This window comes from Halorhodospira halochloris, assembly GCF_002356555.2.
GTDB classification, from domain to species: Bacteria; Pseudomonadota; Gammaproteobacteria; order Nitrococcales; family Halorhodospiraceae; genus Halorhodospira; species Halorhodospira halochloris.
The window spans coordinates 1,138,967-1,164,118 of the sequence record NZ_AP017372.2; the positions used below are offsets into that span (position 1 = coordinate 1,138,967).

Below are 25,152 nucleotides of genomic sequence, written 5' to 3' on the forward strand. Positions count from 1 at the left end.
CGAGGGGCGCAATAAGTGCTGATCAATGCCCTTGAACGCCTTGCTTTGACCGCATGGGCCGGCGGCTTGTGGGTCATCGGCTATCTTGTCTCGCCGTTGCTATATCGCCATTTTGACGATACCGTTACAGCAGCGGCCATCTCGGGCGAGCTAACCGGCGCCGTTGCTTGGCTCAGCCTGGTCTGCGCAGCTGTGCTTATCCCGGCACAGCTGCGCCATCGCGTCCGCCCTATCGCGGCCCACTGGCGGTTTTGGTTGCTGGCGATCATGCTCGCCCTGATTGCCATTGGCGAGTTTTGGGTTCGCCCGGATATGGCCTCACTCGACCCGGAGGCTATTGAAGTAAGCTACTTGGCCGCCTTAAGGGCGAGTGAGAGTATCTATTTCGTGGCCAGCTTTATCGCTCTGGTCCTGGTTCTTGGCGGTCTGCAACCGGCCAGCGAAGGGAACTCAGGGCAGGATTAATGGGATGCCCGCCACACTCAGTTGTAGGCGACTATATTGGTTCTTGAGCGCGCCTTCCAAAACTCCCCTGAGCCATCTAGCTGCCCCGGTATGGGGATCTTGACGCCAGGGATGGCGCTAGGAAGGCTCCCGGGATGTATTCTTGGCGTCCTCCATAACGGGGCAGCTAGATGGCTCAGGGGAGGTTTTGGGAGGCGCCCTTGAGAGGTTTTGCTAGGCAGTAATCAGCTCGATTCAGGGTTCTCTCGGTAGAGGAGTACCACTCGACCGATGTTCTGGGCCACTACAGCACCGGTTTGCGCAGTTATCCGCTCGGCCATTTCCTGGCGTGATTGTTTGTCCGCGCCGGCTAGTTTGACCTTGATCAGTTCGTGGTCGTTGAGTGCGCGTTCTATCTCTGCAAGTACCGCGTCACTAAGGCCTGCTGCGCCGGTTAGAACTACTGGTTTGAGGTGATGGCCGCGGCGGCGTAACTCTTTTAGCTGCTGTTGATCGAGATCCATTAAGGTTTCCATTGTAGGTTTTACTAGATGACCGGTACTAACGATAGACCCAAAAGCCTAGCACGGCGCATGGTAGTGAAGGCAAGCGCCGGGCCTCTGCGCGAGGTTAAGGTGGAACTGGGCATAGTTATTATGATATTAATTTGCATTTGGCTTGTAACCTTGGGGGTAGATGGGCCACCATGGTTAGAGGTGGTGCTCCTGTTCGGGGCTTCGTGTTGCGGGGCTGGTTGGATAATGTGGCGTGCCAGTCGGCGCGCTAAGCAGGTGTTGGCAACTGAAGAAGAGCATAGTGAGTAAGGTTAAGGGCAAGCAGGGCGCACCCGCCAAGAAAAAATGCGGATCTGCCCGCAGGCGCGCGCAGCACGAGGCGGATCCCTATGTTCAGCGAGCTCGCGCGGAAGGCTGGCGGTCGCGGGCGGCGCTCAAGCTGGAGGCGATGGATAAGCGTGATGGCATATTCTCACCCGCAGGCGTGGTGGTAGATCTCGGGGCAGCGCCAGGCGGCTGGTCGCAACTCGCGCTAAAGCGGGTTGGCAAGGCTGGTGCGGTGATAGCCATAGACTGTTTGGAGATGGAGCCAATCAGCGGAGTTGAATTTATTCAGGATGACTTTACCGAGCAGAGTGGCCTGCAGGCAGTCGAGCAGGCCTTGGCAGGGCGTGAAGTCGATGTGGTGCTATCCGATATGGCGCCTAATTTAAGTGGCCACGCGGCCATAGATCAGCCGGCGGCAATCTATTTGGCCGAACTGGCAGCCGATTTTGCTAGGCAGCGGTTGAGTAAAACCGGCTGCTTTCTTGTCAAAATGTTTCAAGGTGAAGGTTTCGATCAATTCCGAGCCCAATTGCTAAGGGACTTTAATAAGGTTATAACCCGCAAACCGGAGGCCTCGCGTTCAGCTAGCCGGGAGTGCTATCTGCTGGCTCGCGAGCCGGTGTTGTAGTAGAGTGCATATATGATGCCACAAACAGGCGAAGCGAGGATAAAGCCGTGAGCGACATGGCGAAGAATTTAATACTTTGGGTCATCATCGCTGTGGTGCTGATGTCTGTATTCAGCAACTTTCAGGAGCGTACCACCGAGGTGACCGAAGAGGTGGCTTATTCCGAGTTCCTCGATGAGGTCGAGCGCGGCAATGTACGCGAGGTTATGATCCAAGGTGACAAAATAACCATTCAGCACGCCGACGGTCAGGAATACAAAACCTATAATCCAGAGACAGATAATCGGGCCTTAATCGGTGAGTTGCTGGAGCATAGAGTGCGTATCGATGCCAAAGAGGCAGACGGCGATAATATGATGCTCCAGATACTCATCTCTTGGACGCCGTTCTTGCTGCTCATTGCGGTGTGGATCTACTTCATGCGCCAGATGCAGGGCGGCGGCGGTGGCCGTGGGGCGATGTCCTTCGGCAAAAGCAAGGCCAAGATGATGACCGAGGAGCAGAGCAAGCACACCTTTAACGATGTGGCCGGTTGTGATGAGGCCAAGGAAGACGTTAAAGAGCTTGTAGACTTTCTGCGTGATCCGAGCAAGTTCCAAAAGCTTGGCGGCACGATACCGCGCGGTGTGCTTATGGTGGGCCCGCCTGGGACGGGTAAGACGTTGCTTGCTAAGGCTATTGCCGGTGAGGCGCGAGTGCCGTTTTTCTCCATCTCCGGCTCTGACTTTGTTGAGATGTTTGTCGGTGTTGGAGCCTCGCGGGTGCGCGATATGTTCCAGCAGGCCAAAAAGCAGGCACCTTGCATAATCTTCATCGATGAGCTGGATGCCGTGGGGCGTCAACGTGGCGCCGGTTTAGGCGGTGGCCATGATGAGCGTGAGCAGACCCTTAACCAGATGCTTGTCGAGATGGACGGCTTCGAGGGTAATGAGGGCATTATCGTTATTGCCGCAACTAACCGCCCTGATGTCCTCGATCCGGCCTTGTTGCGCCCGGGGCGCTTTGATCGGCAGGTCGTTGTGCCGTTGCCTGATGTGCGTGGTCGGGAGCAGATCTTGAATGTGCATATGAAGCAGGTACCGGTAGCGGATGATGTCAAGGCCGAGATCATCGCACGCGGTACTCCAGGGTTCTCTGGTGCCGATCTGCATAACCTGGTCAACGAGGCGGCGCTGTTTGCTGCCCGTGGTAACAAGGAGCAGGTTGAGCAGATCGATTTCGAGCAGGCCAAGGATAAGATCATGATGGGCTCGGAACGTAAGTCCATGGTGATGAAGGAGGAAGAGAAGAAGCTTACCGCCTATCATGAGGCCGGGCACGCTATAGTTGGCCTAAGCTCGCCTGATCACGATCCGGTGCACAAGGTCTCTATTATTCCGCGTGGGCGGGCTCTGGGTGTCACCATGTTTCTGCCCGAGGAGGATCGCTACAGCTACACCAAGCAGCGCCTCGATAGCATGATTGCCAGCCTGTTCGGTGGGCGTATCGCCGAGGAACTAATATTCGGCGCTGATAAAGTCACAACAGGGGCGCAGAACGATATCCAGCGGGCTACTGAGATTGCTCGTAATATGGTCACCAAGTGGGGTCTTTCGGCGCGCCTCGGTCCACTAGCTTATGGGGAGGAGCAGGGCGAGGTCTTTCTCGGCCACTCTGTAGCGCAGCATAAAGAGGTCTCGGACGAGACCCAGCACGCTATAGACGAGGAGGTCCGGGCCGTGATTGATAACAATTACACTACGGCCGAGCGCATCCTGCGCGAGAAGATGGACCGATTGCATCTGATGGCTGAGGCCCTGATGAAATATGAGACCATCGATCACCTGCAGATCGAGGACATCATGAATGGCGAGGAGCCACGGCCGCCCAAAGGGTGGGATGATCGTCAAGATGATGAAGGCGACTCGACTGCAGAGGGTGAGCAGGACACGTCGCCAGATGGTGCTGGCGGCCATGAAGAGGGAGATCAGGGTGGCAGTGGCCCCCTAGGTCGTCCGGTTGGCGAGCACTAATAATGGTGGCGCAGTTGCAACCGGCGCCTCTCGATTTCGGGAGGTGCCGGTTAACATTTGAACAGCCGCGGATCATGGGGGTTATCAACGTTACCCCTGATTCATTCTCTGATGGTGGTCTCTTTGTTGATGTCGATAGTGCGCTGGCCCAGGCGGAAAAACTGATCAGCGAAGGGGCGGATCTGCTTGATGTTGGTGGCGAATCGAGCCGCCCAGGTGCCGAGCAGGTGCCCCTTGAGCTAGAGATAGAGCGGGTTGTTCCGGTGGTTGAGGCCTTGCGCAAGCGCTTTGACGTACCGATTTCGGTTGATACCTGTAAACCGCAGGTGGCTAGTGCGGCGGTTGCCGCTGGGGCCGATATGGTGAATGATATCCGCGCCTTGGGGGCAGATGGTGCCCTGGAAAATGCATCTTTTTGGGAAGTGCCTATCTGTCTGATGCATATGCAAGGCGAGCCGCGGACTATGCAGCATTCGCCCTCTTATGTTGATGTGGTTAGTGAGGTTGTCGATTATCTAGCAGCGCGGGTTGGCGCTGCTGAGCAAGCGGGAGTGCCGCGGCAGCGCTTGGTGGTGGACCCGGGGTTCGGGTTTGGCAAGACCTTGGAACACAACCTGGAGTTGTTGAGAAGGCTGGGAGAGGTTGCCGCATTAGGTCTGCCAGTGCTCGTCGGTATGTCACGCAAGTCTATGATAGGTAAAGTTTTAGGGGATAAGCCGGTTGATCAGCGATTGGCCGGCGGTTTGGCAGCGGCTAGCCTGGCGGTTTGGCACGGGGCGGACATCGTGCGTACCCACGATGTTGCTGCTACGCACGATGCTGTTCGGTTCACCGCTGCGGTGCGCGATTCCAGCTAGTTGCCTGACTTAACTTCTCTATTTTTTTGTGGTTGCTGGTAAAAAATAACTTCGTTTGGGGAACGGATCAGTGGTCGAACGTAATTATTTCGGCACCGATGGTATTCGTGGCCGGGTTGGGGAGCATCCGGTCACGCCGGATTTTGTGCTGCGCCTTGGTTGGGCTGCAGGTAGAGTGCTTGCCGGGGAAGGCGGGCGGAAGGTGGTCATTGGCAAGGATACCCGACTCTCCGGTTATATGTTTGAGTCGGCGCTTGAGGCCGGATTCGCTGCTGCCGGGGTGCACACCTTGATGCTGGGCCCCATGCCGACACCGGCAATTGCCTACTTAACGCGTACCATGCAGGCGGCAGCTGGAGTGGTGATCAGCGCCTCACACAACCCGCACTACGATAATGGCATTAAGTTCTTTGGTCATAATGGTTACAAGCTTGACGATGCGGCTGAGACCGCTATCGAGGGCTTGCTCGACAGCCAACCGGATTTAGTTAGCTGTGATTCGCTGGGTCGTGCTACCCGTGTCGGCGATGCACCGGGACGTTATATTGAGTTTTGCAAAAGTTCAATTGACCGCCAGGTACACCTGCGCGGCCTGCGGATAGTAGTCGATTGTGCTCAGGGTGCTACGTATCAGGTGGCCCCTGCCGTACTCCGTGAGCTTGGTGCGGATGTCATTGTGATGGGGAATACTCCTGATGGTCTGAACATCAATGTTGAGTGTGGCTCTCAGGCTCCAGGTGCCTTGCAGGAAAGGGTTGTAAGCGAGGGAGCCGACGCCGGTCTGGCATTTGATGGGGATGGCGACCGGGTGGTAATGGTTGACTCGCGGGGGCGACTCATAGACGGCGACGGGCTCCTGTACATCATTGCTGCGGCACGTCGCGCTAAGGGCCAGCTCAATGGCAGCATAGTCGGCACCCAAATGACCAATCTCGGTCTTGAGATCGCCTTGCGGTCTATGGGGATAGGGCTTGAGCGGACAAAAGTCGGTGATAGATACGTGCTCGAGCGCTTACTCCAGGTAAACGGCACTCTCGGTGGTGAATCCTCGGGGCATATCATATGCCTAGACCGGACTACTACTGGAGACGGGCTGGTTTCAGCATTGCAGGTCCTGGAGGCGATGGTGAGCAGCGAGCGTCCGCTGAGCGAGTTGCTTGATAATATAGAGTTCTATCCGCAGCGCTTGGTTAATGTGCCTTTGCTCAAGGGAGTTAATGTACTGGATTCCCCTCAGCTCCGGGAAGCCGTCAACGAGGTAGAGAGCGAACTGGGTGAGCGGGGGCGGGTGCTGTTGCGGGCATCGGGCACTGAACCTCTGCTCAGGGTAATGGTAGAGGGTCGGGATGCCGAGCAGGTATCATCCCTTGCTGAGCAGCTTGCTCAGGCCGCAGCAACCGCTGCTGAGCGCGCAGTGGTCAATTGAGTTTGATTTCATCGGTCACGACATATAGTCTTGCCACTTTCCTAATCATTTCGGCTTACAGGGTTGGATAAGGCGATGAGGCGTAAGATCATTGCAGGCAACTGGAAGATGAACGGCGACACCGATTTGGTGCGTGATGTTGCGGCGCATGCTGCCGACGCCATAAGTGGCGCTGAGTTAGTGGTCTGCCCGCCGTTTACGCTCCTGTCCACGGCAGCTAATCACTTGCCGGCGGGTGTTGGACTAGGTGCTCAGGATGTCAGTGAGTATGACTCCGGCGCCTATACAGGCGAGGTCTCAGCAGCAATGCTGCTCGAGGTCGGCTGCCGTTACGTCATAGTAGGCCACTCCGAGAGGCGTTCGCTCTATGGCGAGGATAATGCCCGGGTCGCGGCCAAATATTCAGCTGCCAAGAGCGCCGGATTGACTCCAATTCTCTGCGTCGGAGAGACGTTGGCTGAGCGTGATGCTCAGCGTACCGAGAGCGTGGTCGCCGAGCAGGTAGATGCTGTCTTCGCTGCCCTTGGCAGTGAGGCATTTGCCGGCGCCGTCATTGCTTATGAGCCGGTCTGGGCTATCGGCACCGGGCGAACCGCTACCCCTGAGCAGGCCCAAGCCGTTCATGCCTATATCCGTCAGCGAGTTGCTGAGCGCGATGCCGAAGGTGCGGCGGCTTTACCGATTCTTTATGGGGGTAGCGTAAAAGCCGAAAATGCCGCTGAGCTTTTCGCCCAGGATGATATAGATGGCGGCTTGATAGGGGGCGCATCTCTTGACGCCGAAGGTTTCCTAAAAATTCACCGCTCTGCAGTGGGGGGTTGAGTCTAGATCATGTTCGAAGCAGTTCTCGCCGTACACGTCGTTATCGCCGTAGTGCTAGTTGTACTGGTATTACTCAATCAAGGGAAAGGCGCCGATATGGGTGCCGCGTTTGGCAGTGGAGCCTCCAGTACGGTATTCGGCTCGGCTGGTGCGGCGACGTTCATGACCAAGCTCATCGCTTCGCTAGGAACCCTCTTTTTTGTCACTAGTTTATCTCTAGCAGTAATGGCGACTCGCGGCATCGGGATGGGTCAGGATCCTTCAGTCATTGGAGATGAACCGGACGTGGAAGAGCTGCCGGCTAGCGAGGCCCCGGAGGCGCCAGATTCGCCTGATGCTCCTGATGCTCCCGGCGAGCCAGCGCAAGCCCCTGACGAGCCAGCAGATGCGGCGGATGAGGCCCCGGAGGCTCCTGAACAGGTTCCTGAGGAACCAGCAGAAGAGGCCCCGGAGGCTCCAGCAGAGGCACCAGAAGCCCCGGAGGAGCCAGCGGAGGACGGGGATGTTGCCCCTGAGGCCCCGGCTGCCCCGGCGCCCGAGGGTGACGTAGCGCCCGAGGAGCCTGCAGAAGAGTAGGGGCAGTTTTTCTGCTTGAGATTAGCTCAGGCGATTGGTAATATGCGCATTCGCTAAGCCGATGTGTTTGTGGCGCTTAGCATAAGATAAATGCCGAAGTGGTGGAATTGGTAGACACGCCGTCTTGAGGGGGCGGTGGCGCAAGCCGTGCCGGTTCGAGTCCGGCCTTCGGCACCAGATATCTTGACTGTGGTTTATTTATCCAGGTGGAGTCCTGAGTCCTTTGAACATGGCTATGGCGACCCTGATAGTAGGCTTGGTTCTCTTCCTGGGGGCGCACAGTTCCCGGCTCCTGGTCCCGGGGTGGCGGGCAGTCCAAATTGAGCGCTTGGGAGAACAGCGCTGGAAGGGCATGATGGCCCTGACCTCGCTGGCGGGGCTTGTCCTGCTTGTGATCGGTTACTCTCTCTCTTACCCCGAGCAAAATCCACTGTGGGCAGCCCCCGCCTGGTTAGATCCCATCCTGGGCACGTTGATGCTCTTCTCATTTATCTTGGTTGCGGCAGCCTTTGTGCGGGGCAGCCAGATCCACCATCGGCTTGGCCACCCTCTGGTAGCCGGAGTGGCCGTTTGGGCCCTGGTTCATCTCATCGCCACTGGAGGGCGGCCTGCAGACTTGGCCCTCTATGGGTTGTTTATGTTGTGGGCTAGTGCCGAGTTTATAAGTCTGCGGCGGCGCGATCTCGCCGCTGGTGCCAGTTTCAGTGACGGTCGGATGGCTCTGGATGGGGTTGCTATATTTGCCGGGCTAGTTGCCTACCTTGCCTTCGTCTTCTTTTTGCATCATTTCTTGTTCGGCGTGCCTGCCTTCCGCTGAATAGATAAGAGACAGCCTATTTGGGTCAACGCTGGTAGAGTAGCTGCCTGCGCGAGATGCTCGACCCCGGTATATTGTTTGGTTATGCTGACCGCAAGAGCGTCAGGATCTTTTTTTGTAACTATAACTCTTTATTAGTCAGGAAGTTACAAAAAAATTCTGGTTGACAGGGAGTCCCGGGGCTCCGTAAACTCCATACACCTTAAAATGCGGTGGAGCACGGTGCGCCACCAGCTCAAGCAGGATCGGAGCAGCGTAAAATAATGCTAGAAGAATATCTGCCGGTCTTAATGTTCATAGTCGTCGGGCTCGTGTTTGGAGTTCTGCCGCTGGTTGCCGGCTTTGTGCTCGGGCCGCGGCGGGCTGGACCTGAGAAGCAGGCCCCTTACGAGTGTGGCTTCGACGCCTTTGAAGACTCACGAATGAAATTCGATGTGCGTTACTATCTAGTGGCGCTGCTTTTCATTCTCTTTGATCTGGAGATCGCCTTCCTTTTCCCGTGGGCTATAGTGCTTGAAGATATAGGCCTGTTTGGCATAGCTGCAATGGGTGTATTTGTTGGCCTGCTGGTTATAGGTCTCCTCTACGAGTGGCAGAAAGGGGCACTGGAATGGGAGTAGAAGGCCTGCTTGAGCGTGGCTATGTAACCACGACGGCTGATGCATTGATCAATTGGTCGCGTACCGGTTCACTTTGGCCGGTGACGTTTGGTCTGGCCTGCTGTGCGGTTGAAATGATGCACGTGGCTGCCCCACGCTACGACTGGGATAGGAATGGCTTGATCTTCCGGCCGAGTCCCCGCCAGTCGGATGTGATGATTGTGGCTGGAACCTTGTGCAATAAGATGGCACCCGCTTTGCGCAAGGTCTACGATCAGATGCCCGAGCCTAAGTGGGTAATATCCATGGGTTCATGTGCCAATGGTGGTGGGTACTACCACTACTCTTATTCAGTGACTCGCGGCTGTGATCGGATAGTGCCGGTTGATATTTACGTCCCGGGTTGCCCACCTACGGCGGAAGCCCTGTATTACGGGATCCTCCAACTCCAAAACAAGATTCGCCGGACGGATACCATTGCGCGCTGAGGGAGATTCCATGGCCGAGCCCGATATTCTTTGTGAGCAGCTATGCGAGCAATTTGCAAGCCAGATCCTCGCGAGCAAGGTTGAGTATGGCGAGGTTACAATTGAGGTGGCGCCGGAGAGTCTTGTTGCCATAATGCGCGAATTGCGCGATGCCCCGCAGTGGCACTTCGAGCAGTTGATAGATGTCGCCGGGGTTGATTATGCCACCTATGGTCAGGATGAATGGACAACAGAGCAGGCGAGTAGTACCGGTTTTAGTCGTGGAGTAACCGATCCGGGCGTAGGTCGATTAGGACGAACCGGTATTTACGGCCTGCAGCCGATAACCGAAAACACCGGCCGACGCCTGGCAGCTGTCTACCACCTGCTCTCCTTAAAGCACGGCCACCGGCTTCGGGCCCGTTGCTTTGCTACTGATGACGATTTCCCGGTGATACCCTCGTTGGTGGAGGTTTGGGGATCAGCAAACTGGCCTGAGCGAGAGGCCTTCGACCTTTATGGGATCATCTTTGAAGGCCACCCAGATTTGCGCCGGATTCTCACCGACTACGGGTTTGTCGGCCACCCCTTCCGCAAGGACTTCCCGATGATAGGTGATGTCGAACCCTATTTTGATGAGGATAAGGGGCGTGTTGTCTATGTGCCGGTGCAGATTGAGCCACGTGTTCTCACTCCGCGAGTGATACGTGACGATAATCGCCAGCAGCAGTCTCGCGGTTCGGCTCAGGAGGGGCAAGGGAATGACTGAGTTTCAGAGCTACACAATCAACTTCGGACCGCAGCACCCGGCGGCGCACGGTGTGCTGCGCCTAGTGCTGGAGATGGATGGCGAGGTAGTCAAGCGCGCCGACCCCCATATAGGCTTGTTGCACCGGGCGACTGAGAAGCTTGCCGAGACCAAACCGTATAATCAGTCGATCGGTTATATGGATCGGCTTGATTACGTCTCCATGCTTTGCAGCGAGCACGGCTATGTGCGTGCCATTGAGAAGCTGCTCGACATCGAGCCACCGCGTCGAGCTCAGTACATTAGGGTAATGCTTGATGAGGTCACCCGTATCCTCAACCACTTGATGTGGTTGGGCAGCCACGGGCTAGATGTCGGCGCGATGAGCGCATTTCTCTATGCGTTCCGCGAGCGCGAAGATCTGATGGACGTTTACGAAGCCGTCTCCGGGACGCGCATGCATGCCACCTATTATCGCCCAGGAGGCGTCAATCGCGATCTGCCCGATCAGATGCCGCGTTATGAGGCTTCACCATATCGTAGCGATAAAGAGCTACGTGAGATGAACCGAGCTCGAGAAGGCTCGTTGCTCGATTTTCTTGATGACTTCACTGAGCGCTTCCCCCATTGTGTTGATGAGTATGAGACGCTGCTGACCGATAACCGGATCTGGAAGCAGCGCCTAGTAGATGTCTGTCCTATCTCGGCAGAGCGGGCACTGTCCCTAGGCTTTACTGGGGCTATGCTGCGTGGCTCAGGGGTGGAGTGGGATCTGCGTAAAACGCAGCCTTATGCCGTCTATGACGAGCTTGATTTTGATATCCCGGTAGGAACTAATGGCGATAGCTACGACCGTTATTTGGTCCGAGTTGAGGAGATGCGCCAATCGAATCGGATTATCAAACAGTGTGTTGATTGGCTGCGTGATAACCCCGGGCCGGTTCGTATTGATGACCCGAAGGTTGTGCCTCCCTCGCGTGAGCGGATGAAAGATGACATGGAGGGGCTGATCCATCACTTCAAGCATTACAGTGAGGGGTACTGCCCGCCACCGGGAGAGGTCTACGCTGCGGTTGAGGCGCCTAAGGGTGAATTCGCTACATATATTATCTCGGATGGGGCCAATAAGCCTTACCGACTCAAGATAAGGCCGCCTTGTTATTACCACCTAGCGGGGATGGATGAAATGATACGTGGCTATATGTTGGCAGATGTGGTTACTTTGATCGGCTCGCTTGATGTGGTCTTCGGGGAGGTGGATAGGTGAGTCAGGAGACAGAGCAGGTTGAGCTGCTGAGTGCCGATCAGCGCCAGCGCATCGATAAGTGGTTAGCTCAGTATCCAAGTGATAGTAGTGGGCGAAAATCAGCGATAATCCCTGCTTTGCACATAATGCAGGATGATAATGGCGGCTATCTGGAGCGTAACCACGTTGAGGCAGTAGCTGATTATATCGGTATGCCGCGGGTAGAGGCCTTCGAGGTTGCTACCTTCTACTCTATGTTCCATCTTGACCGGCCGACCGGTAGGCACAAGGTCAATATCTGTACCAATATCTCCTGCTGGCTCAATGGCGCCGATGATTTGGTGGCCTACGCCGAGCAGCGCTTAGGGATTCGACAGGGTGAGACGACAGCAGATGGTAGGATCACCCTGGTGCGTGAGGAGGAGTGCCTAGCCGGCTGTGTTGGAGCGCCGATGATGGTCGTCGATGGTCACTATTACACCCATCTTACCCGTGAGCGGATCGACGAGATCCTCGACGGGTTGAGCTAACCGGCGGGGCGCGGAGGAGCCATGGTCAATCAAGTGTGCTTCACTACCCTCGGCTACGAGCAGCCCTGGAGCCTGGAGAACTACCGTAAGGTCGGCGGTTATCAGGCCTTGGAGAAGGTGCTCAAAGGTAAGATGCCAGCAGCTGAGGTCATCGACCAAGTAAAGCAGAGTGGTTTGCGAGGGCGCGGCGGTGCAGGATTCCCCCCGGGGATAAAGTGGGGCTTCATGCCTCGTGAGAGCCAAGTACAAAAGTATTTGGTTTGTAATTCGGATGAATCCGAGCCGGGCACTTGCAAGGATCGCGATATTTTGCGCTTCAACCCACACGCGGTCGTCGAAGGCATGGTCATCGCCGGCTACGCCATGGGGGCGAGCATCGGTTATAACTATATGCGCGGTGAATTCCATCATGAGCCTTTTGAGCGCATGGAAAAGGCCGTTGCCGAAGCGCGCCAGGCCGGTTATCTAGGCGATAACATCCTTGAATCCGGGTTCAGCTTTCAGCTTTATAACCACTATGGTGCCGGTGCGTACATCTGCGGTGAAGAATCGGCACTAATGGAGTCCCTTGAGGGTAAGAAAGGCCAGCCGCGCTATAAGCCGCCATTCCCCGCGCAGTACGGGGTGTATGGCAAGCCAACTACCATAAATAACACCGAGACCCTAGCCTCGGTGCCCGCGGTTATCCGCAATGGCGCAGAGTGGTTTCTCAATCTTGGTAAGCCCAACAATGGTGGCGAGAAGATATTTTGCGTCTCGGGGCATGTTGAAAAACCCGGCAACTTTGAAATCCCCATGGGCACCCCGTTCCGGGAGCTTTTGGATATGGCTGGCGGGGTACGCGGTGGTCGTCGGTTAAAGGCGGTGATCCCGGGAGGCAGTTCGACACCGGTAGTGCCCGGAGAGGCCATGCTAGCAACCAACATGGACTACGATAGCCTCCAGCACGCCGGTTCAATGCTCGGCTCAGGTGCGGTCATAGTCATGGATGAGACTACTGATATGGTCAGGGCTTTGGCCAGGATTGCGCGTTTCTACTACGCCGAATCATGTGGTCAGTGTACGCCTTGCCGCGAGGGGACTGGCTGGCTCTATCGCACTCTGATGCGCATTGTCGAGGGCAATGGGCGCTTTGAGGACTTGGATAAGCTCGATGCGGTCGCCGAGCAGATTGCCGGTCATACCATTTGTGCATTCGGAGATGCTGCAGCCATGCCGGTACAGAGCTTCCTAAAGCATTTTCGCAATGAGTTTGAGCACTACATCATGCATGGAAGGTCGGTTGTGGAGGCTGCAGCATGAGCTCCAGCGCAGAGAGCGTAGATACTGTCACCATCGAGATCGACGGTCGCTCGGTGGAGGCGCGCAAGGGTGAGCAACTGATCGAGGCGGCGGATAGGGTAGGCATCCATGTGCCGCGGTTTTGCTACCATCGCCATCTCTCAGTGGTAGCCAGCTGCCGGATGTGCCTGGTAGAGGTGGAGCGGGCCCCTAAGTTGATGCCGGCTTGCGCGACGCCGGTAGCCGATGGCATGAAGGTAACAACTCAATCGCAGCGGGTATTTAACGCCCAGCGTGGGGTAATGGAGTTCCTGCTCATCAACCACCCCCTCGACTGCCCGATCTGCGATCAGGGCGGTGAGTGTGAACTGCAGGATCAATCGGTTGGCTACGGTAGCGGGTTGTCGCGTTTTAATGAAGGTAAGCGCGTGGTTGCCGATGAGGACCTTGGTCCACTGGTAGCCACTGAGATGACCCGTTGCATCCACTGTACACGGTGTATTCGGTTTCTTGATGAGATTGCCGGAGAGCCGGATTTAGGTGGCATGAACCGCGGTGAGAAGCTGCAAATATCAACCTATACCGGTAAACACCTGCAGTCTGAACTGTCAGCTAATATCGTCGACTTGTGTCCGGTCGGGGCGCTGACCAACAAGCCTTTCCGCTTCCGTGCTCGTCCCTGGGAGTTGCTCAGCTTCCCTGCGGTATCGCCGCACGACGGCGTTGGCTCGCAGCTCCAGCTACATACATTCCAGGGTAGGGTGGTGCGGGCGGTGCCGCGGGTTTGCGATACCATCAATGAGAACTGGATCAGTGACCGTGACCGCTTTGGCATAGAGGGGCTTAACTCGCCACAACGTCTTGCTAATCCGCAGGTGAAACGCGACGGCCGCTGGCAGGAGATAGACTGGGGTGAGGCGGTAAATATCGCCGCTGCCAGGCTGCGCGAGGTGATTGATAACCATGGCCCGGAGTCGATCGGCGGGCTCATCGCCCCGAGTGCGACTCTCGAGGAACTCTACCTGGGTGGGCAACTGCTACATCAAATAGGTTCGGCCAATGTCGATCACCGGCTGCGCGAGGTCGATGTCCGCGATCAGGACTCAGCCCCGGTGTATCCCTATCTCGGCCAATCAATAGCGGATCTTCAGGACTCTGCGGCGATACTTTTGATTGGTAGTTATCCGCGTCATGAACAGCCACTGATCAACCACCGGCTGCGTAAGGCAGCGCAGGCTGGTGGTGATGTTATGGCGATCAACCCGCGCGGCTTTGACTGGAACTTTGATTTGGCAAGAGAACTCGCCGTTGCCCCCGATAAACTCCTCGCGGAGCTAGCAGGTGTGGCGCAGGCCCTAGCTGAAAAGCGCCAACAGAAGCTTCCCCAGCACCTCGGTGCTGAGATAGGCCAGATCAAGGTAACTGATGCGGCGCGAGATATAGCGCAGCGCTTGCTCGATGGCCAACAATCTAGCGTACTGCTTGGCAATCTGGCTATGAGCCATCCTCAGGCCGCTACTCTGCGGGCCCTAGGTAGCCTTATCGGTGAGTGGAGTCGATCCCGCTTTGGGGTGCTTGCAGAGGCGGCTAATAGCGTTGGTGGATGGTTAGCTGGTGCGTTGCCTCATCGCAGGGTAGGTGGTGCTAGTTCGGCAAGGCAAGGACTCGCCGCTAATCAGATGCTGCGCGCCGGTTTGCGCGCTTATCTGCTCTTTAACGTGGAGCCGGATAACGATCTATGGGATCCGGCAGCGGGCCGCGCAGCGCTGGAGCAGGCTGATCACGTGGTGGCAATAACCACCTTTGCCGATGAGCGTCTGCGCGAGGTTGCCGACCTGCTTTTGCCGGCGGCGGCGTTTGGCGAGACAGCTGGTACTTACGTCAACAATGAAGGGGCTTGGCAGAGCATTCGCGGCGTCGCCAAACCCTATGCCCAGGCTAGGCCGGGGTGGCGCATTTGGCGGGCCCTGGGTACTGTGCTTGAGTTGGATGGTTTTGATTACGAGGATATTGCCCAAGTTCATGCAGAGATAGCGGGCAAGTGTCGTGATATCACTCCCGCAGCGCAATATCCGGTAGATGCTTTGCAGGCTTCAAAACAAGCCACATCTAGTGATACTAAGCAGGACCATAAGCGGAATGAAAAGAATAAAAGCAAACAAACAAATTGCCTGGCGCTGGGAGGAGACGTGCCCATCTATTCAGGCGATCCTTTGGTTCGGCGCTCAGCGCCGCTGCAGCAGGCCCCAATAGCCGGGGCCCTGGGAGTAGCTGTCGCGCCGCAGACGGCCCGGCAGCTAGGGGTAAACACAGATCAGGTCACCCCGGTTAGGGTGCGGGCTAACGGCGCGGCACTTGAGTTGCCGCTAACCGTTTGCTCACATATCCCCGCGGGTACGGCTTGGATCCCGGCAGGGCTTGCTGAGCGGGCGCCGCTCGGCCCGGCTTACGGGACCGTGACCATAGAAGCGCTCTAGGCGGCAGCAAAGGACGATCAAGGGCATGTTCGAGACACTTTTGTGGCATTCCGCCAAGATCTGGGCCATATTGATACCGCTGTTCATAGCTGTGGCTTATTACACCTATGTTGAGCGGCGTGTTATAGGCTATATGCAGGATCGGCGTGGCCCTAACCGGGTGGGATATGCGGGGCTACTCCAACCCATTGCTGATGCCCTGAAGCTCCTGTTCAAGGAGATCACGGTTCCGAGCAACGCCAACCGCGTACTGTTTTTGATTGCGCCGACCATGGCCATCATGCCTGCCCTGGCAGCCTGGGCGGTGGTGCCTTTCGGCGAGGGGATGGCGGTAGCCGCTATCAATGCCGGGGCTCTCTACATCCTGGCAATGACCTCATTGGGTATATACGGCCTGCTGCTTGCCGGGTGGGCTTCCAACTCTAAATACGCCCTGCTGGGCACTTTACGGGCCTCGGCGCAGGTCGTCTCTTACGAGATAGCCCTCGGATTCGCCTTAGTCGGTGTTTTAATGGCTGCCGGAACTATGAATATGGGCGGTATCGTTGAGGCTCAAGCCGGGCCGTTCTGGGAGTGGTTCTGGCTGCCTCTGCTCCCCCTGTTTATCGTCTATTGGATCTCCGGTGTAGCAGAGACGAACCGGTCACCGTTCGATATAGCCGAGGGTGAGTCGGAGATTGTCGCCGGCTTCCACGTCGAGTACTCAGGTATGGCCTTTGCCATATTCTTTTTGGCCGAATACGCCAATATGCTGCTTATCTCGATCCTGGCGGCGACCTTCTTCCTCGGTGGTTGGTATTCACCTTTTGAGGGGTTGCCGGTACTGGGGCCGGCCTTCGACTGGGTGCCGGGGACGGTATGGGTACTGCTTAAGACAGCTTTCTTTGCCTTCTGCTATCTGTGGTTCCGCGCTACCTTCCCGCGCTATCGTTATGATCAGTTGATGCGCCTGGGCTGGAAGGTTTTGATCCCAGTGACAGTGGTATGGCTGGTGGTGCTTGCCGGCCTTATCTATGTCGGCGTCGGCCCCTGGTTTGATGGAGTGAGCACATGAGGCCGCTAAGCGATTACTTGCGAAGCTTTTTCCTGGTGGAGTTGTTGCGCGGGATGCGCCTTACCGGGCGGCACTTTATTAACCGCAGCATCACCCTGGAATTCCCCGAGGAGCGCGCGCCGAAGTCACCGCGCTTTAGGGGCCATCTGGCTTTGCGCCGCTATCCGAATGGCGAGGAGCGCTGCATTGCCTGCAAGCTCTGCGAAGTGGTATGTCCGGCGCAGGCAATAACCATCGAATCGCACCAGCGCGAGGATGGGACACGGCGTACAACCCGCTACGAAGTGGATATGTTCAAGTGTATCTATTGCGGTTTCTGTGAAGAGTCTTGCCCGGTAGATTCAATAGTGTTGACCCGTTTAGATACTTATCACGCTGAACAGAGTAGTGAGCGGGTGATAGATAAACAGAAGTTGCTGCATATGGGCGATCAGTATGAGAGTCAGATCGCGGCAGATCGCGCCGTCGACGCGCCATACCGATAAGCGAGGGCGGTACTGACGATGGAACAGATAATTTTCTACATCTTTGCCGGCGTGTTGCTGTTCGCGGCAACGATGGTCATTAGTGTCCGTAACCCAGTGCACGCCGCCTTATTTCTGGTCTTGGCCTTTTTTAATGCGGCGATTATTTGGGTGCTCTCCGGCGCCGAGTTTCTCGGCCTTGCCTTGATAGTGGTCTATGTCGGAGCAGTGATGGTGCTGTTTATGTTCGTGCTGATGATGCTCGACATAAATACCGCCGTAATGCGCGAGGGCTTTGCTAGATACTTGCCGGTAGGGCTGCTAGTGGCCGTGTTAATGTTCGTGCAACTGGTTGTGGTGATCCTCTCAGAGCAGGTTGACCTGGTCGGTGGCTTTATTCCCGAGCCATCGGCCGATGTCAACAACATCCGCGCCATAGGCGAGGTGCTCTACACGGTCTACGTCTATCCATTCGAGATAGCTGCGGTGATTCTCCTCGTTGCGATAGTCGCTGCCATCTCATTGACCATGCGCCGCCGGCCGGATACTGCTCGTCAGGATGTGCCTAAGCAGCTCTCGGCGCGCAAAGAGCAGCGCCTGCGCTTAGTACAAATGGGGCGCAAAGACCGGAGGCGCTCGTCAGAATGAGCGGTTCGAGGCGTATTCAACCAACAATGAATATAAGCGGGAAGGCCCAATGATCGAGCTCTCCAATTACCTGATCCTAGGGGCACTGCTCTTCAGCCTCGGTGTGGCGGGGATCTTCATAAACCGCAAAAACGTTATTTTGTTGCTGATGTGCATTGAGCTGATTCTGCTCGCTGTGAACATCAACTTCATCGGTTTCTCCGCCTATCTTGAGGATTTGGCTGGGCAGATCTTTGTCTTCTTCATCCTCACAGTAGCGGCGGCAGAGGTTGCTATCGGGTTGGCGATAGTAGTCGTGCTCTTCAGATCACGCGGTGATATCAACGTCGCCGCCATGGATGCTATGAGGGGGTAAGCCATGGATCAGGTTATGATGGAACCGATTCTGTTAGCCATAGTCCTGCTGCCGCTTGTTGCCTCAATTATTGCCGGCATCGGTGGACCTTGGATAGGCCGTTCCGGGGCACATTGGGTAACCATCAGCGCAGTGGGGATCGCTACGCTGCTCTCTTTTTGGGTCCTAGCCGGCTTGGTGCGCGGTAGCCTCGAGCCGGTAGATTTCACTATCTATACCTGGGCGGCAGTCGGTGATCTTAGCTTCGAGATAGGGTTTCTCGTCGATCGTCTCACGGCGGTGATGATGGCCACGGTGACATTCGTGGCCTTGATGGTGCATATCTACACCATCGGATACATGCACGACGATCCCGGTTATCAGCGCTTTTTCAGCTATATCTCGCTGTTCACCTTCGCCATGCTGATGCTGGTTATGGCGAATAACCTGCTGCAGCTGTTTTTCGCTTGGGAAGCGGTAGGGCTGGTCTCCTATCTGCTGATCGGCTTCTGGTATACGCGCGAGAGCGCGATATTTGCCAATCTTAAGGCCTTTCTGGTCAACCGGGTAGGGGATCTGGGTCTACTGCTCGGCATCGCCGTCCTCGCTGGCGCCTACGGCACACTGCATTACGGCGAGCTATTTGCGGCTATCGAGCAGAGCGCCGAGCTGACCTTGAACGTATTCGGTGCCGCTGAGTGGAGCCTGATAACTGTTGCCTGTGTACTCATATTCATTGGCTGTATGGGCAAGTCTGCTCAGGTGCCGCTCCACGTCTGGCTACCCGACTCCATGGAGGGTCCGACGCCGATCTCGGCGCTGATCCACGCGGCGACCATGGTTACTGCCGGCATCTTCCTAGTAGCGCGGCTTTCGCCGGTCTTTGAGTTGTCAAGCGTAGCGCTTACTGTGGTGTTAGTAGTGGGGGCTTTGACAGCCTTCTTTATGGGCCTTATTGGCTTGGTGCAGAATGACATCAAGCGCGTAGTTGCCTACTCAACACTCTCACAGCTTGGCTACATGACCGCCGCCCTTGGCGTCTCCGCCTACGCCGCCGGTGTCTATCACCTGTTTACTCACGCCTTTTTCAAGGCGCTGTTGTTCCTCGCCGCCGGATCGGTGATTGTTGCGCTGCACCATGAGCAGGATATGCGCAAGATGGGCGGACTGGCTAAGTACATGCCGATCACCTACGTCACCATGCTGATCGGTACCTTGGCCTTGGTTGGATTCCCTGGCTTTTCCGGGTTCTTCTCTAAAGAGGCCGTGATCGCCGCGGTTGGCTATAGTGCCGGCGGTTGGGCGGTATTCGCTTATTGGCTGCTGGTGCTGGGGGTCTTCGTAACCGCCTTGTATAGCTTTAGGCTGCTGTTCATGGTCTTTCATGGCGAGGAGCGCGTTGATGCCCATGCCCGCGAGCACTTGCATGAAAGTCCGCGGGTGGTCACCTGGCCGTTAATCCTGTTGGCAGTACCGTCGATATTTATCGGGCTGTTCACCTTTGCGCCGATGGTGGTGGGTGATTTCTTCAAGGTTGATGGCTCGATCCAGGTGCTGGCTACAGAGCATGGCTTGGCCAGGCTGGCCGAGGGCTATACCGGTATCATGGGCTTTATCGCTCACGCCTTTGCTACTCCGGTGCCTTATTTGGCGTTAGGCGGTTTCCTGGTGGCCTGGTTGCTATATCTCAAGAGGCCGGAATGGCGGGCGCGGGTTACTGCTCCGCTGTTGCCTGTTCAGCGTCTGCTTGAGCATAAGTACGGTTTCGATTGGCTTTACATCCAGGGCTTTGCCGGTGGTGGCAGGGCAGTGGCACGCCTTTTATCGACGGTTGGCGAGCGGTGGATTATTGATGGCGCGTTGGTTAATGGCTCGGCGCGTTTGGTTGGTCGCCTGGCCGCAGGTGTTCGTCAAGCGCAGACCGGTTATCTGTACCACTACGCTTTTGTCATGGTCATCGGCGTCCTGCTGCTGATCACACTTTTTGTAGTGCGCACGTTGCTCGTCTAAGACGAGACTGGCTAAAGCGCCTAGAAAGCAGGGGAATAACGGATGTTCGACGGTTGGTTGTTGAGCCTGATCATCTGGGTGCCGATTTTAGGCGGTGCCGCAGTGCTCGCGATCGGGGATCGCTCACCGGGGGCTGTCAAAGCAGTGGCGAGCGGAGCAGCCGCTCTGGCGTTATTGCTTAGCCTTATCCTGTGGGTCGGGTTTGATCCCGGCGCGGGTATGCAGTTCGTCGAAAAACGCAGTTGGGTACCGACCTTCGATATCCATTACCACTTGGGAGTCGATGGTATCTCCATGCCGTTGGTCTTGCTGACCACCTTTGCGACCCTGTTGGTGGTGGTGGCGGCCTGGAAGGGGATTGAGTACCGCCTGGCTCAGTACATGGGAGCCTTCCTGATAATGGAAGGTCTCATGGTCGGCGTTTTCGCAGCCCTTGATGCGATACTCTTCTACGTCTTTTGGGAGGCGATGCTGGTACCGATGTTCCTGCTCATCGGTATCTGGGGAGGTGCTAACCGCATCTATGCGACGATAAAGTTTTTCCTCTACACCTTCCTCGGTTCGGTGTTGATGCTCATCGCCTTTCTCTATCTGCGCTGGCAGGCAGATAGCTTCGGGGTATTGGATTTCCACGGTCTGGAACTCGCCTTTGAGGCACAGATACTGATCTTCTTGGCGATGCTCGCCGCGTTTGCGGTGAAAGTGCCGATGTGGCCGGTTCACACTTGGTTGCCTGATGCCCATACAGAAGCACCGACCGGGGGCTCGGTAATCCTGGCGGCCATAACCCTGAAGATGGGGGCATATGGCTTTTTGCGCTTCGCCCTGCCGATTGCCCCCGAGGCGAGCCAAGAGCTAGCCTGGCTGGTTATTGGCATGTCACTCATTGCCATCGTCTACATTGGCTTGGTGGCGATGGTCCAAGAGGACATCAAACGGCTGATAGCCTATTCTTCAATTGCCCATATGGGGTTTGCCACCCTTGGTTTTTTCGTGATTTTCCAAGCTGGCCTGTCAGCAACCGAAGGCGGTGGTCTGTTGGCCATGACCGGAGGCTATGTTCAGCTTATCTCTCACGGTTTCATATCAGCGGCCCTGTTTTTATGCGTGGGAGTACTCTACGACCGTATGCATACCCGGCGGATCGCGGATTTTGGCGGCGTAATTAATAAAATGCCGATCTTTGGGGCCTTTTTTGTACTCTTTGCTATGGCCAATGCCGGTTTGCCGGGTACCTCAGGCTTTGTCGGCGAGTTTATGGTCATCTTAGGCAGCTATCACGCCAGCTTCTGGTATGCCGCCATCGCCGGTCTAACTCTCATAGTAGGTGCGGCGTACTCGTTGTGGGTTGTTAAACGGGTTATATTCGGGCCGGTGGCTAACGAAAGAGTCGATCGGCTCCAGGATCTCGATGGCCGTGAACTGACATTGTTATCGGTATTGGCGGTTGCAGTGCTTGGCCTAGGCCTTTATCCGGCGATACTTATTTCAGTAGCGGAGCCAACCTTGATCAACCTGCTTGAAGAGGTCTCCGCAACCCTGTCCAGCGCTGCTGCCCGGTAAGGAAGGAGAAGCAATGAGCTTCGAGACGCCCGATTTTTCATTAGCGCTGCCAGAAATATGGTTGCTGGGTGCTATCTGCACCATATTGGTCGTGGATCTTTTTGTGCGCGGTTCACGGCGCACAGTGACCTTTTTGCTCACCCAGCTGGCTTTGTTAGTTACCGCGGCATTGGCGATCCTTACCCAGTGGGGGGTGACTGATACCACTTTCTCCGGGCACTACGTTGTCGATCCCTTGGCCGCCATGCTCAAGGCAGCTGTAGCGCTGTTGGCGGCGTTGGCCTTGGCCTACAGTCGGCCTTACCTAGAAGAGCGCGGACTGTTGCAGGGCGAGGTCTATCTGCTCGCCTTATTCGCTACCCTAGGGATGATCATCATCGCCTCGGGCGGAAGCATGCTGACGCTCTATCTGGGCTTAGAACTGATGTCGCTTGCCCTATATGCCCTGGTAGCCTATCAGCGCGACTCCCAGCGCGCAGCCGAGGCGGCCATGAAGTATTTCGTCCTCGGCTCGTTGGCATCAGGGATCCTGCTATACGGCATGTCCATGGTCTATGGCGGTTCAGGGAGCCTGATTCTCACCGAGATAGCCGCAGCCGCAGCGAGTGAGGAGCAGCCTATGCTGCTGCTCTTTGGCATGTCGTTCATGCTTGTGGGTGTGGCGTTTAAACTGGGGGCAGCACCCTTCCACTCTTGGGTTCCGGATGTCTATCAAGGTGCCCCGAGCGCGGTGACACTATTTGTCAGCACTGCTCCCAAAGTGGCGGCCGTCGCGCTATTCTTGCGGCTATTGGCAGACGGCATGGGTCCCCTACATGAGACCCTGCAACCGATGCTGCTAGTGGTCGCTGTTGTTTCGCTGCTCCTGGGTAATTTGGCTGCGATCATGCAGACCAATCTCAAGCGCATGCTCGCCTATTCAGGCATTGCCCATGCTGGCTTTATTGTGCTTGCCTTGGCCGCGGGGACCGATGCGGGACATTCAGCGGCGCTATTCTATGTTATCGCCTATGCGATCATGGCAGCTGGCGCCTTCGGTTTGGTTACCGTGCTTTCCCACACCGGCATAGAGGCCGAAAGGATTGCCGACTATCGGGGGCTTAACGAGCGCCATCCGGTCTTTGCCGGTGTGTTGTTGTTGCTAATGGTCTCTATGACCGGCATCCCGGGCACCGTAGGGTTCTATGCCAAGTACCTAGTACTCAAGTCGGTGGTGGAAGCCGATCTAATCGCCTATGCTGTTCTGGCAGTGGTTGCTGCCGTAATAGGTGCTTTCTACTATCTGCGAGTTCTCAAGGCTGCCTATTTTGATAGGCCTGATAGTGATAGCGCTGATGATGATGAAGTTAAAGAGTTGTCGCCCGGTGCCTCATTGCCGATTAGGGCGCTGTTAGTGGTCAATGGTGTGGCGGTGCTGGTTCTGGGTATCTTCCCGGAACAGCTTATCTCGCTGTGCCAGTCAGCCCTAGGTATGTAGTAGGCCAGGTCGGCTAATAGGGCGGAGGGGCATACTTCTTTACGCAGGGGCATTAATTTTGCATAAAAGTGCTAAAGAAGGTTGCAAACCTCCGCTCTAATGAATACAATACATACATCGATTGCGGGGTGGAGCAGTCAGGCAGCTCGTCGGGCTCATAACCCGAAGGTCGCAGGTTCAAATCCTGCCCCCGCTACCAGATTTCAGTTTCATGCCTAGAGACTTATCCCCTCAAAAAACACCTCATCTGATCCCATTCCGTCTGTAAATTCCTCTGCAGTTACTGAGATCTTGCGGTTTTGTCTGGGTTAGGAAGGCTTTTTCCGGTAGCTTTATCGCTTACGCTGATCGGCCTGGGCGGCTCAGTTCTGTTTGGGCTTGGGGCACAGACACATAATCCCTGCCAGCGCCCCTTGGCCTACAGCATTACCGAGGTAGATGCGCGTTACGATATTGATCGTGATGAGCTGGGTCGGCAGATCGCAGAGGCAGCATCTTTATGGGAAGAGGCCGCCGGGCGAAGCCTGTTTCGTCGCGTAGACGATAACCCAGAGCTGGAAATCCGTCTGGTCTATGGTGAACTTCAGGGACACTTGGAGCGCCAGCGGGACTCCCACGAAGAGCTTAAGCAGGAGCAGGAGCGTCACCGCGAGCGTTGGGATGCTTTTCGCGAGCGTGTCCAGCGATTCGAGCAGCGCTGGGAAGAGCATGAGCAACAGGTAACGGATTACGAACAGCGGCAAGTTAGTTTCGAGAGAGATGTTGAGCGCTGGAACCGCGGTGAAGTCGAGCGTACTGCGCAGGCGCGTGAGCGGCTTAAGAGCGAGCAGGAAGAGTTGCAGCAAGAGGCCGTGACGCTCAATGACCGAGCCGCGCAACTACGCAATCGCTCGGCGCAGTTAGAGCAGCGCCAGAACCAACTCCTCGCCGAGCAGCAGAGACTTAACGATCACGCCGATCGGTTACGCAGCCAAGCTGAGCGCATCCAGGGGTTTCAGGCTGGGGAGTATGAAGGTCGTGGTCGCGAGGGACGGATCACCGTCTACCAGTTTCGGGATCGGCAGGAATTGCGCACTATACTAGCCCATGAGTTAGGCCACGCCCTCGGCATCGGCCATGTTGATGATCGCCGATCGGTAATGTATCCCACGATGAGTGAAGCTAACCGCGATGCAAGCTCGCTCTCGCGACATGATCGTGCGGCATTGCGCGAGGTTTGCGCGCGCTGATCGGTAGTCAGGATTTGATTTATGATTATCTATATTCACGGTTTTGGCGGTAGCGGGCGCAGCCGCAAGGCGGTGGTTTTGCGGCGGCTATTGCAGGATGAAAATTTTTTGGCACCGTCGCTGCCCAATCATCCGCGGTTGGCGTTAGAGACGTTGAGCGAGATCGTGGAGTATGTCACGCGGTTCGAGCCAGTAGGCGTCATTGGCAGTTCACTCGGTGGCTTCTATGCGCTTTGTCTCAGCGAGCGGTTCCCTGAGCTGCGAGCGGTGCTGATTAATCCGGCTCTGCGCCCCTATGAGACGTTGCGCTGTGCGCTGGGTCCGACCGGCGGTGTTGAGCTCCACGACGGCAGCCGTTACGAATGGCACGAAGGCCATTTGGAGGCACTAAAAGAATTGGCTCCAGAGAGATATTGTACTCAGAATCTGTTGTTGCTGAGCCAGCTCGGCGATGAGTTGCTGGATGCCCGTGAGGCAATCGAGGCCCTGAACGGCTGCGCGCAAGTGGTAGAGGATGGTGGCAGCCACAGTTTTGACGGCGTCGAGCGTTACGTTGGGCGTATCCGTGAGTTTTTCGAGGTTTCTTCAAACGTTACGTGAG

Annotated in this window: 26 protein-coding genes and 2 tRNA genes; 27 read left to right on the top strand and 1 reads right to left on the bottom strand. The window is 56.3% G+C overall.

Annotation, left to right across the window (positions count from 1 at the left end; translation table 11 throughout):
• Positions 1-15: 15 nt before the first annotated feature.
• Positions 16-465 carry a DUF4149 domain-containing protein gene (locus HH1059_RS05265; RefSeq protein WP_096409032.1) on the top strand — a complete coding sequence of 150 codons (450 nt, stop codon included), beginning with the start codon at positions 16-18 and terminating at the stop codon, positions 463-465.
• 224 nt (positions 466-689) lie between these two features.
• Here the strand turns inward: HH1059_RS05265 and yhbY are convergent, their stop codons facing one another.
• Positions 690-968, bottom strand: coding sequence for a ribosome assembly RNA-binding protein YhbY (yhbY, locus tag HH1059_RS05270; protein ID WP_096409034.1), 279 nt, complete (start codon positions 966-968; stop codon positions 690-692).
• 27 nt (positions 969-995) lie between these two features.
• Between yhbY and HH1059_RS05275 the strand changes: the two genes are divergently transcribed.
• The 26 genes from HH1059_RS05275 to HH1059_RS05400 all read left to right on the top strand — a co-directional run bounded on the left by HH1059_RS05275 (position 996) and on the right by HH1059_RS05400 (position 25,151).
• Positions 996-1,268, top strand: coding sequence for a hypothetical protein (locus HH1059_RS05275; protein ID WP_096409035.1), 273 nt, complete (start codon positions 996-998; stop codon positions 1,266-1,268).
• Positions 1,261-1,914: an RlmE family RNA methyltransferase gene (locus tag HH1059_RS05280; protein ID WP_096409037.1), complete on the top strand. Its 654-nt coding sequence runs from the start codon at positions 1,261-1,263 to the stop codon at positions 1,912-1,914. Before HH1059_RS05275 ends, HH1059_RS05280 begins: the two co-directional genes overlap by 8 nt.
• Positions 1,915-1,970: 56 nt before the next feature.
• Positions 1,971-3,926, top strand: a complete 1,956-nt coding sequence (ftsH, locus tag HH1059_RS05285; RefSeq protein WP_096409038.1) for an ATP-dependent zinc metalloprotease FtsH — start codon at positions 1,971-1,973, stop codon at positions 3,924-3,926.
• A 5-nt stretch (positions 3,927-3,931) separates the two neighbouring features.
• The gene (folP, locus tag HH1059_RS05290) at positions 3,932-4,783 is read left to right on the top strand and encodes a dihydropteroate synthase (RefSeq protein ID WP_338033915.1); all 852 of its coding nucleotides are present in this window, start codon (positions 3,932-3,934) and stop codon (positions 4,781-4,783) included.
• Positions 4,784-4,853: 70 nt separating this feature from the next.
• A complete protein-coding gene (glmM, locus tag HH1059_RS05295) occupies positions 4,854-6,209 on the top strand; it encodes a phosphoglucosamine mutase (RefSeq protein ID WP_096409041.1) in 1,356 nt (451 codons plus the stop codon).
• Between the two features lie 75 nt (positions 6,210-6,284).
• Entirely contained in the window at positions 6,285-7,031 is a 747-nt protein-coding gene (gene tpiA / locus HH1059_RS05300) for a triose-phosphate isomerase (protein WP_096409043.1), read from the top strand.
• A gap of 9 nt (positions 7,032-7,040) precedes the next feature.
• Positions 7,041-7,607, top strand: a complete 567-nt coding sequence (secG, locus tag HH1059_RS05305; RefSeq protein WP_096409044.1) for a preprotein translocase subunit SecG — start codon at positions 7,041-7,043, stop codon at positions 7,605-7,607.
• Between the two features lie 92 nt (positions 7,608-7,699).
• Positions 7,700-7,784 (top strand) — tRNA-Leu (locus HH1059_RS05310).
• A 58-nt stretch (positions 7,785-7,842) separates the two neighbouring features.
• A complete protein-coding gene (locus tag HH1059_RS05315; RefSeq protein WP_162549375.1) occupies positions 7,843-8,424 on the top strand; it encodes an NnrU family protein in 582 nt (193 codons plus the stop codon).
• 263 nt (positions 8,425-8,687) lie between these two features.
• Complete coding sequence (locus HH1059_RS05320) at positions 8,688-9,044, top strand: NADH-quinone oxidoreductase subunit A (protein ID WP_096409048.1); 357 nt, start codon at positions 8,688-8,690, stop codon at positions 9,042-9,044.
• Positions 9,035-9,511: a NuoB/complex I 20 kDa subunit family protein gene (locus HH1059_RS05325; RefSeq protein ID WP_096409049.1), complete on the top strand. Its 477-nt coding sequence runs from the start codon at positions 9,035-9,037 to the stop codon at positions 9,509-9,511. The genes HH1059_RS05320 and HH1059_RS05325 overlap by 10 nt, the downstream gene beginning before the upstream one ends.
• Positions 9,512-9,521: 10 nt before the next feature.
• Positions 9,522-10,259: an NADH-quinone oxidoreductase subunit C gene (locus HH1059_RS05330; RefSeq protein WP_096409051.1), complete on the top strand. Its 738-nt coding sequence runs from the start codon at positions 9,522-9,524 to the stop codon at positions 10,257-10,259.
• On the top strand, positions 10,252-11,505 hold the full coding sequence (locus HH1059_RS05335) for an NADH-quinone oxidoreductase subunit D (protein WP_096409052.1): 1,254 nt from the start codon (positions 10,252-10,254) through the stop codon (positions 11,503-11,505). Before HH1059_RS05330 ends, HH1059_RS05335 begins: the two co-directional genes overlap by 8 nt.
• Positions 11,502-12,014 carry an NADH-quinone oxidoreductase subunit NuoE family protein gene (locus HH1059_RS05340; RefSeq protein ID WP_096409054.1) on the top strand — a complete coding sequence of 171 codons (513 nt, stop codon included), beginning with the start codon at positions 11,502-11,504 and terminating at the stop codon, positions 12,012-12,014. Before HH1059_RS05335 ends, HH1059_RS05340 begins: the two co-directional genes overlap by 4 nt.
• 21 nt (positions 12,015-12,035) lie before the next feature.
• The gene (gene nuoF / locus HH1059_RS05345; protein WP_096409055.1) at positions 12,036-13,316 is read left to right on the top strand and encodes an NADH-quinone oxidoreductase subunit NuoF; all 1,281 of its coding nucleotides are present in this window, start codon (positions 12,036-12,038) and stop codon (positions 13,314-13,316) included.
• Entirely contained in the window at positions 13,313-15,772 is a 2,460-nt protein-coding gene (gene nuoG, locus HH1059_RS05350) for an NADH-quinone oxidoreductase subunit NuoG (RefSeq protein WP_096409057.1), read from the top strand. Before nuoF ends, nuoG begins: the two co-directional genes overlap by 4 nt.
• A gap of 25 nt (positions 15,773-15,797) precedes the next feature.
• Positions 15,798-16,826, top strand: coding sequence for an NADH-quinone oxidoreductase subunit NuoH (nuoH, locus tag HH1059_RS05355; RefSeq protein WP_096409058.1), 1,029 nt, complete (start codon positions 15,798-15,800; stop codon positions 16,824-16,826).
• The gene (gene nuoI / locus HH1059_RS05360) at positions 16,823-17,311 is read left to right on the top strand and encodes an NADH-quinone oxidoreductase subunit NuoI (protein WP_096409060.1); all 489 of its coding nucleotides are present in this window, start codon (positions 16,823-16,825) and stop codon (positions 17,309-17,311) included. Before nuoH ends, nuoI begins: the two co-directional genes overlap by 4 nt.
• Before the next feature lie 18 nt (positions 17,312-17,329).
• Positions 17,330-17,938 carry an NADH-quinone oxidoreductase subunit J gene (locus HH1059_RS05365; RefSeq protein WP_096409061.1) on the top strand — a complete coding sequence of 203 codons (609 nt, stop codon included), beginning with the start codon at positions 17,330-17,332 and terminating at the stop codon, positions 17,936-17,938.
• A 49-nt stretch (positions 17,939-17,987) separates the two neighbouring features.
• Complete coding sequence (nuoK, locus tag HH1059_RS05370; protein ID WP_096409063.1) at positions 17,988-18,293, top strand: NADH-quinone oxidoreductase subunit NuoK; 306 nt, start codon at positions 17,988-17,990, stop codon at positions 18,291-18,293.
• A gap of 18 nt (positions 18,294-18,311) precedes the next feature.
• Positions 18,312-20,282 (top strand): NADH-quinone oxidoreductase subunit L, encoded by a 1,971-nt coding sequence (gene nuoL, locus HH1059_RS05375; protein ID WP_096410351.1) that lies wholly within the window; start codon positions 18,312-18,314, stop codon positions 20,280-20,282.
• 42 nt (positions 20,283-20,324) lie between these two features.
• Positions 20,325-21,845: an NADH-quinone oxidoreductase subunit M gene (locus HH1059_RS05380; protein ID WP_096409065.1), complete on the top strand. Its 1,521-nt coding sequence runs from the start codon at positions 20,325-20,327 to the stop codon at positions 21,843-21,845.
• A 13-nt stretch (positions 21,846-21,858) separates the two neighbouring features.
• Entirely contained in the window at positions 21,859-23,322 is a 1,464-nt protein-coding gene (nuoN, locus tag HH1059_RS05385; RefSeq protein WP_096409066.1) for an NADH-quinone oxidoreductase subunit NuoN, read from the top strand.
• A gap of 122 nt (positions 23,323-23,444) precedes the next feature.
• Positions 23,445-23,521, top strand: a tRNA-Met gene (locus HH1059_RS05390).
• A 100-nt stretch (positions 23,522-23,621) separates the two neighbouring features.
• Positions 23,622-24,551 (top strand): matrixin family metalloprotease, encoded by a 930-nt coding sequence (locus HH1059_RS05395; protein ID WP_096409068.1) that lies wholly within the window; start codon positions 23,622-23,624, stop codon positions 24,549-24,551.
• Between the two features lie 21 nt (positions 24,552-24,572).
• Positions 24,573-25,151 (top strand): YqiA/YcfP family alpha/beta fold hydrolase, encoded by a 579-nt coding sequence (locus HH1059_RS05400; protein WP_096409069.1) that lies wholly within the window; start codon positions 24,573-24,575, stop codon positions 25,149-25,151.
• Position 25,152: the final 1 nt, after the last annotated feature.

Bases quoted from the DNA above. Each gene is read 5' to 3' on its own strand.
- HH1059_RS05400 (WP_096409069.1), top strand. From the start codon at position 24,573: ATGATTATCTATATTCACGGTTTTGGCGGTAGCGGGCGCAGCCGCAAG.
- nuoH (WP_096409058.1), top strand. From the start codon at position 15,798: ATGTTCGAGACACTTTTGTGGCATTCCGCCAAGATCTGGGCCATATTG.
- HH1059_RS05325 (WP_096409049.1), top strand. From the start codon at position 9,035: ATGGGAGTAGAAGGCCTGCTTGAGCGTGGCTATGTAACCACGACGGCT.
- HH1059_RS05330 (WP_096409051.1), top strand. From the start codon at position 9,522: ATGGCCGAGCCCGATATTCTTTGTGAGCAGCTATGCGAGCAATTTGCA.
- nuoK (WP_096409063.1), top strand. From the start codon at position 17,988: ATGATCGAGCTCTCCAATTACCTGATCCTAGGGGCACTGCTCTTCAGC.
- HH1059_RS05380 (WP_096409065.1), top strand. From the start codon at position 20,325: ATGTTCGACGGTTGGTTGTTGAGCCTGATCATCTGGGTGCCGATTTTA.
- ftsH (WP_096409038.1), top strand. From the start codon at position 1,971: ATGGCGAAGAATTTAATACTTTGGGTCATCATCGCTGTGGTGCTGATG.
- HH1059_RS05335 (WP_096409052.1), top strand. From the start codon at position 10,252: ATGACTGAGTTTCAGAGCTACACAATCAACTTCGGACCGCAGCACCCG.
- nuoG (WP_096409057.1), top strand. From the start codon at position 13,313: ATGAGCTCCAGCGCAGAGAGCGTAGATACTGTCACCATCGAGATCGAC.
- HH1059_RS05320 (WP_096409048.1), top strand. From the start codon at position 8,688: ATGCTAGAAGAATATCTGCCGGTCTTAATGTTCATAGTCGTCGGGCTC.
- nuoI (WP_096409060.1), top strand. From the start codon at position 16,823: ATGAGGCCGCTAAGCGATTACTTGCGAAGCTTTTTCCTGGTGGAGTTG.
- nuoF (WP_096409055.1), top strand. From the start codon at position 12,036: ATGGTCAATCAAGTGTGCTTCACTACCCTCGGCTACGAGCAGCCCTGG.
- yhbY (WP_096409034.1), bottom strand. From the start codon at position 968: ATGGATCTCGATCAACAGCAGCTAAAAGAGTTACGCCGCCGCGGCCAT.
- HH1059_RS05275 (WP_096409035.1), top strand. From the start codon at position 996: ATGACCGGTACTAACGATAGACCCAAAAGCCTAGCACGGCGCATGGTA.
- nuoL (WP_096410351.1), top strand. From the start codon at position 18,312: ATGGAACCGATTCTGTTAGCCATAGTCCTGCTGCCGCTTGTTGCCTCA.
- HH1059_RS05315 (WP_162549375.1), top strand. From the start codon at position 7,843: ATGGCGACCCTGATAGTAGGCTTGGTTCTCTTCCTGGGGGCGCACAGT.
- nuoN (WP_096409066.1), top strand. From the start codon at position 21,859: ATGAGCTTCGAGACGCCCGATTTTTCATTAGCGCTGCCAGAAATATGG.
- tpiA (WP_096409043.1), top strand. From the start codon at position 6,285: ATGAGGCGTAAGATCATTGCAGGCAACTGGAAGATGAACGGCGACACC.
- secG (WP_096409044.1), top strand. From the start codon at position 7,041: ATGTTCGAAGCAGTTCTCGCCGTACACGTCGTTATCGCCGTAGTGCTA.
- HH1059_RS05365 (WP_096409061.1), top strand. From the start codon at position 17,330: ATGGAACAGATAATTTTCTACATCTTTGCCGGCGTGTTGCTGTTCGCG.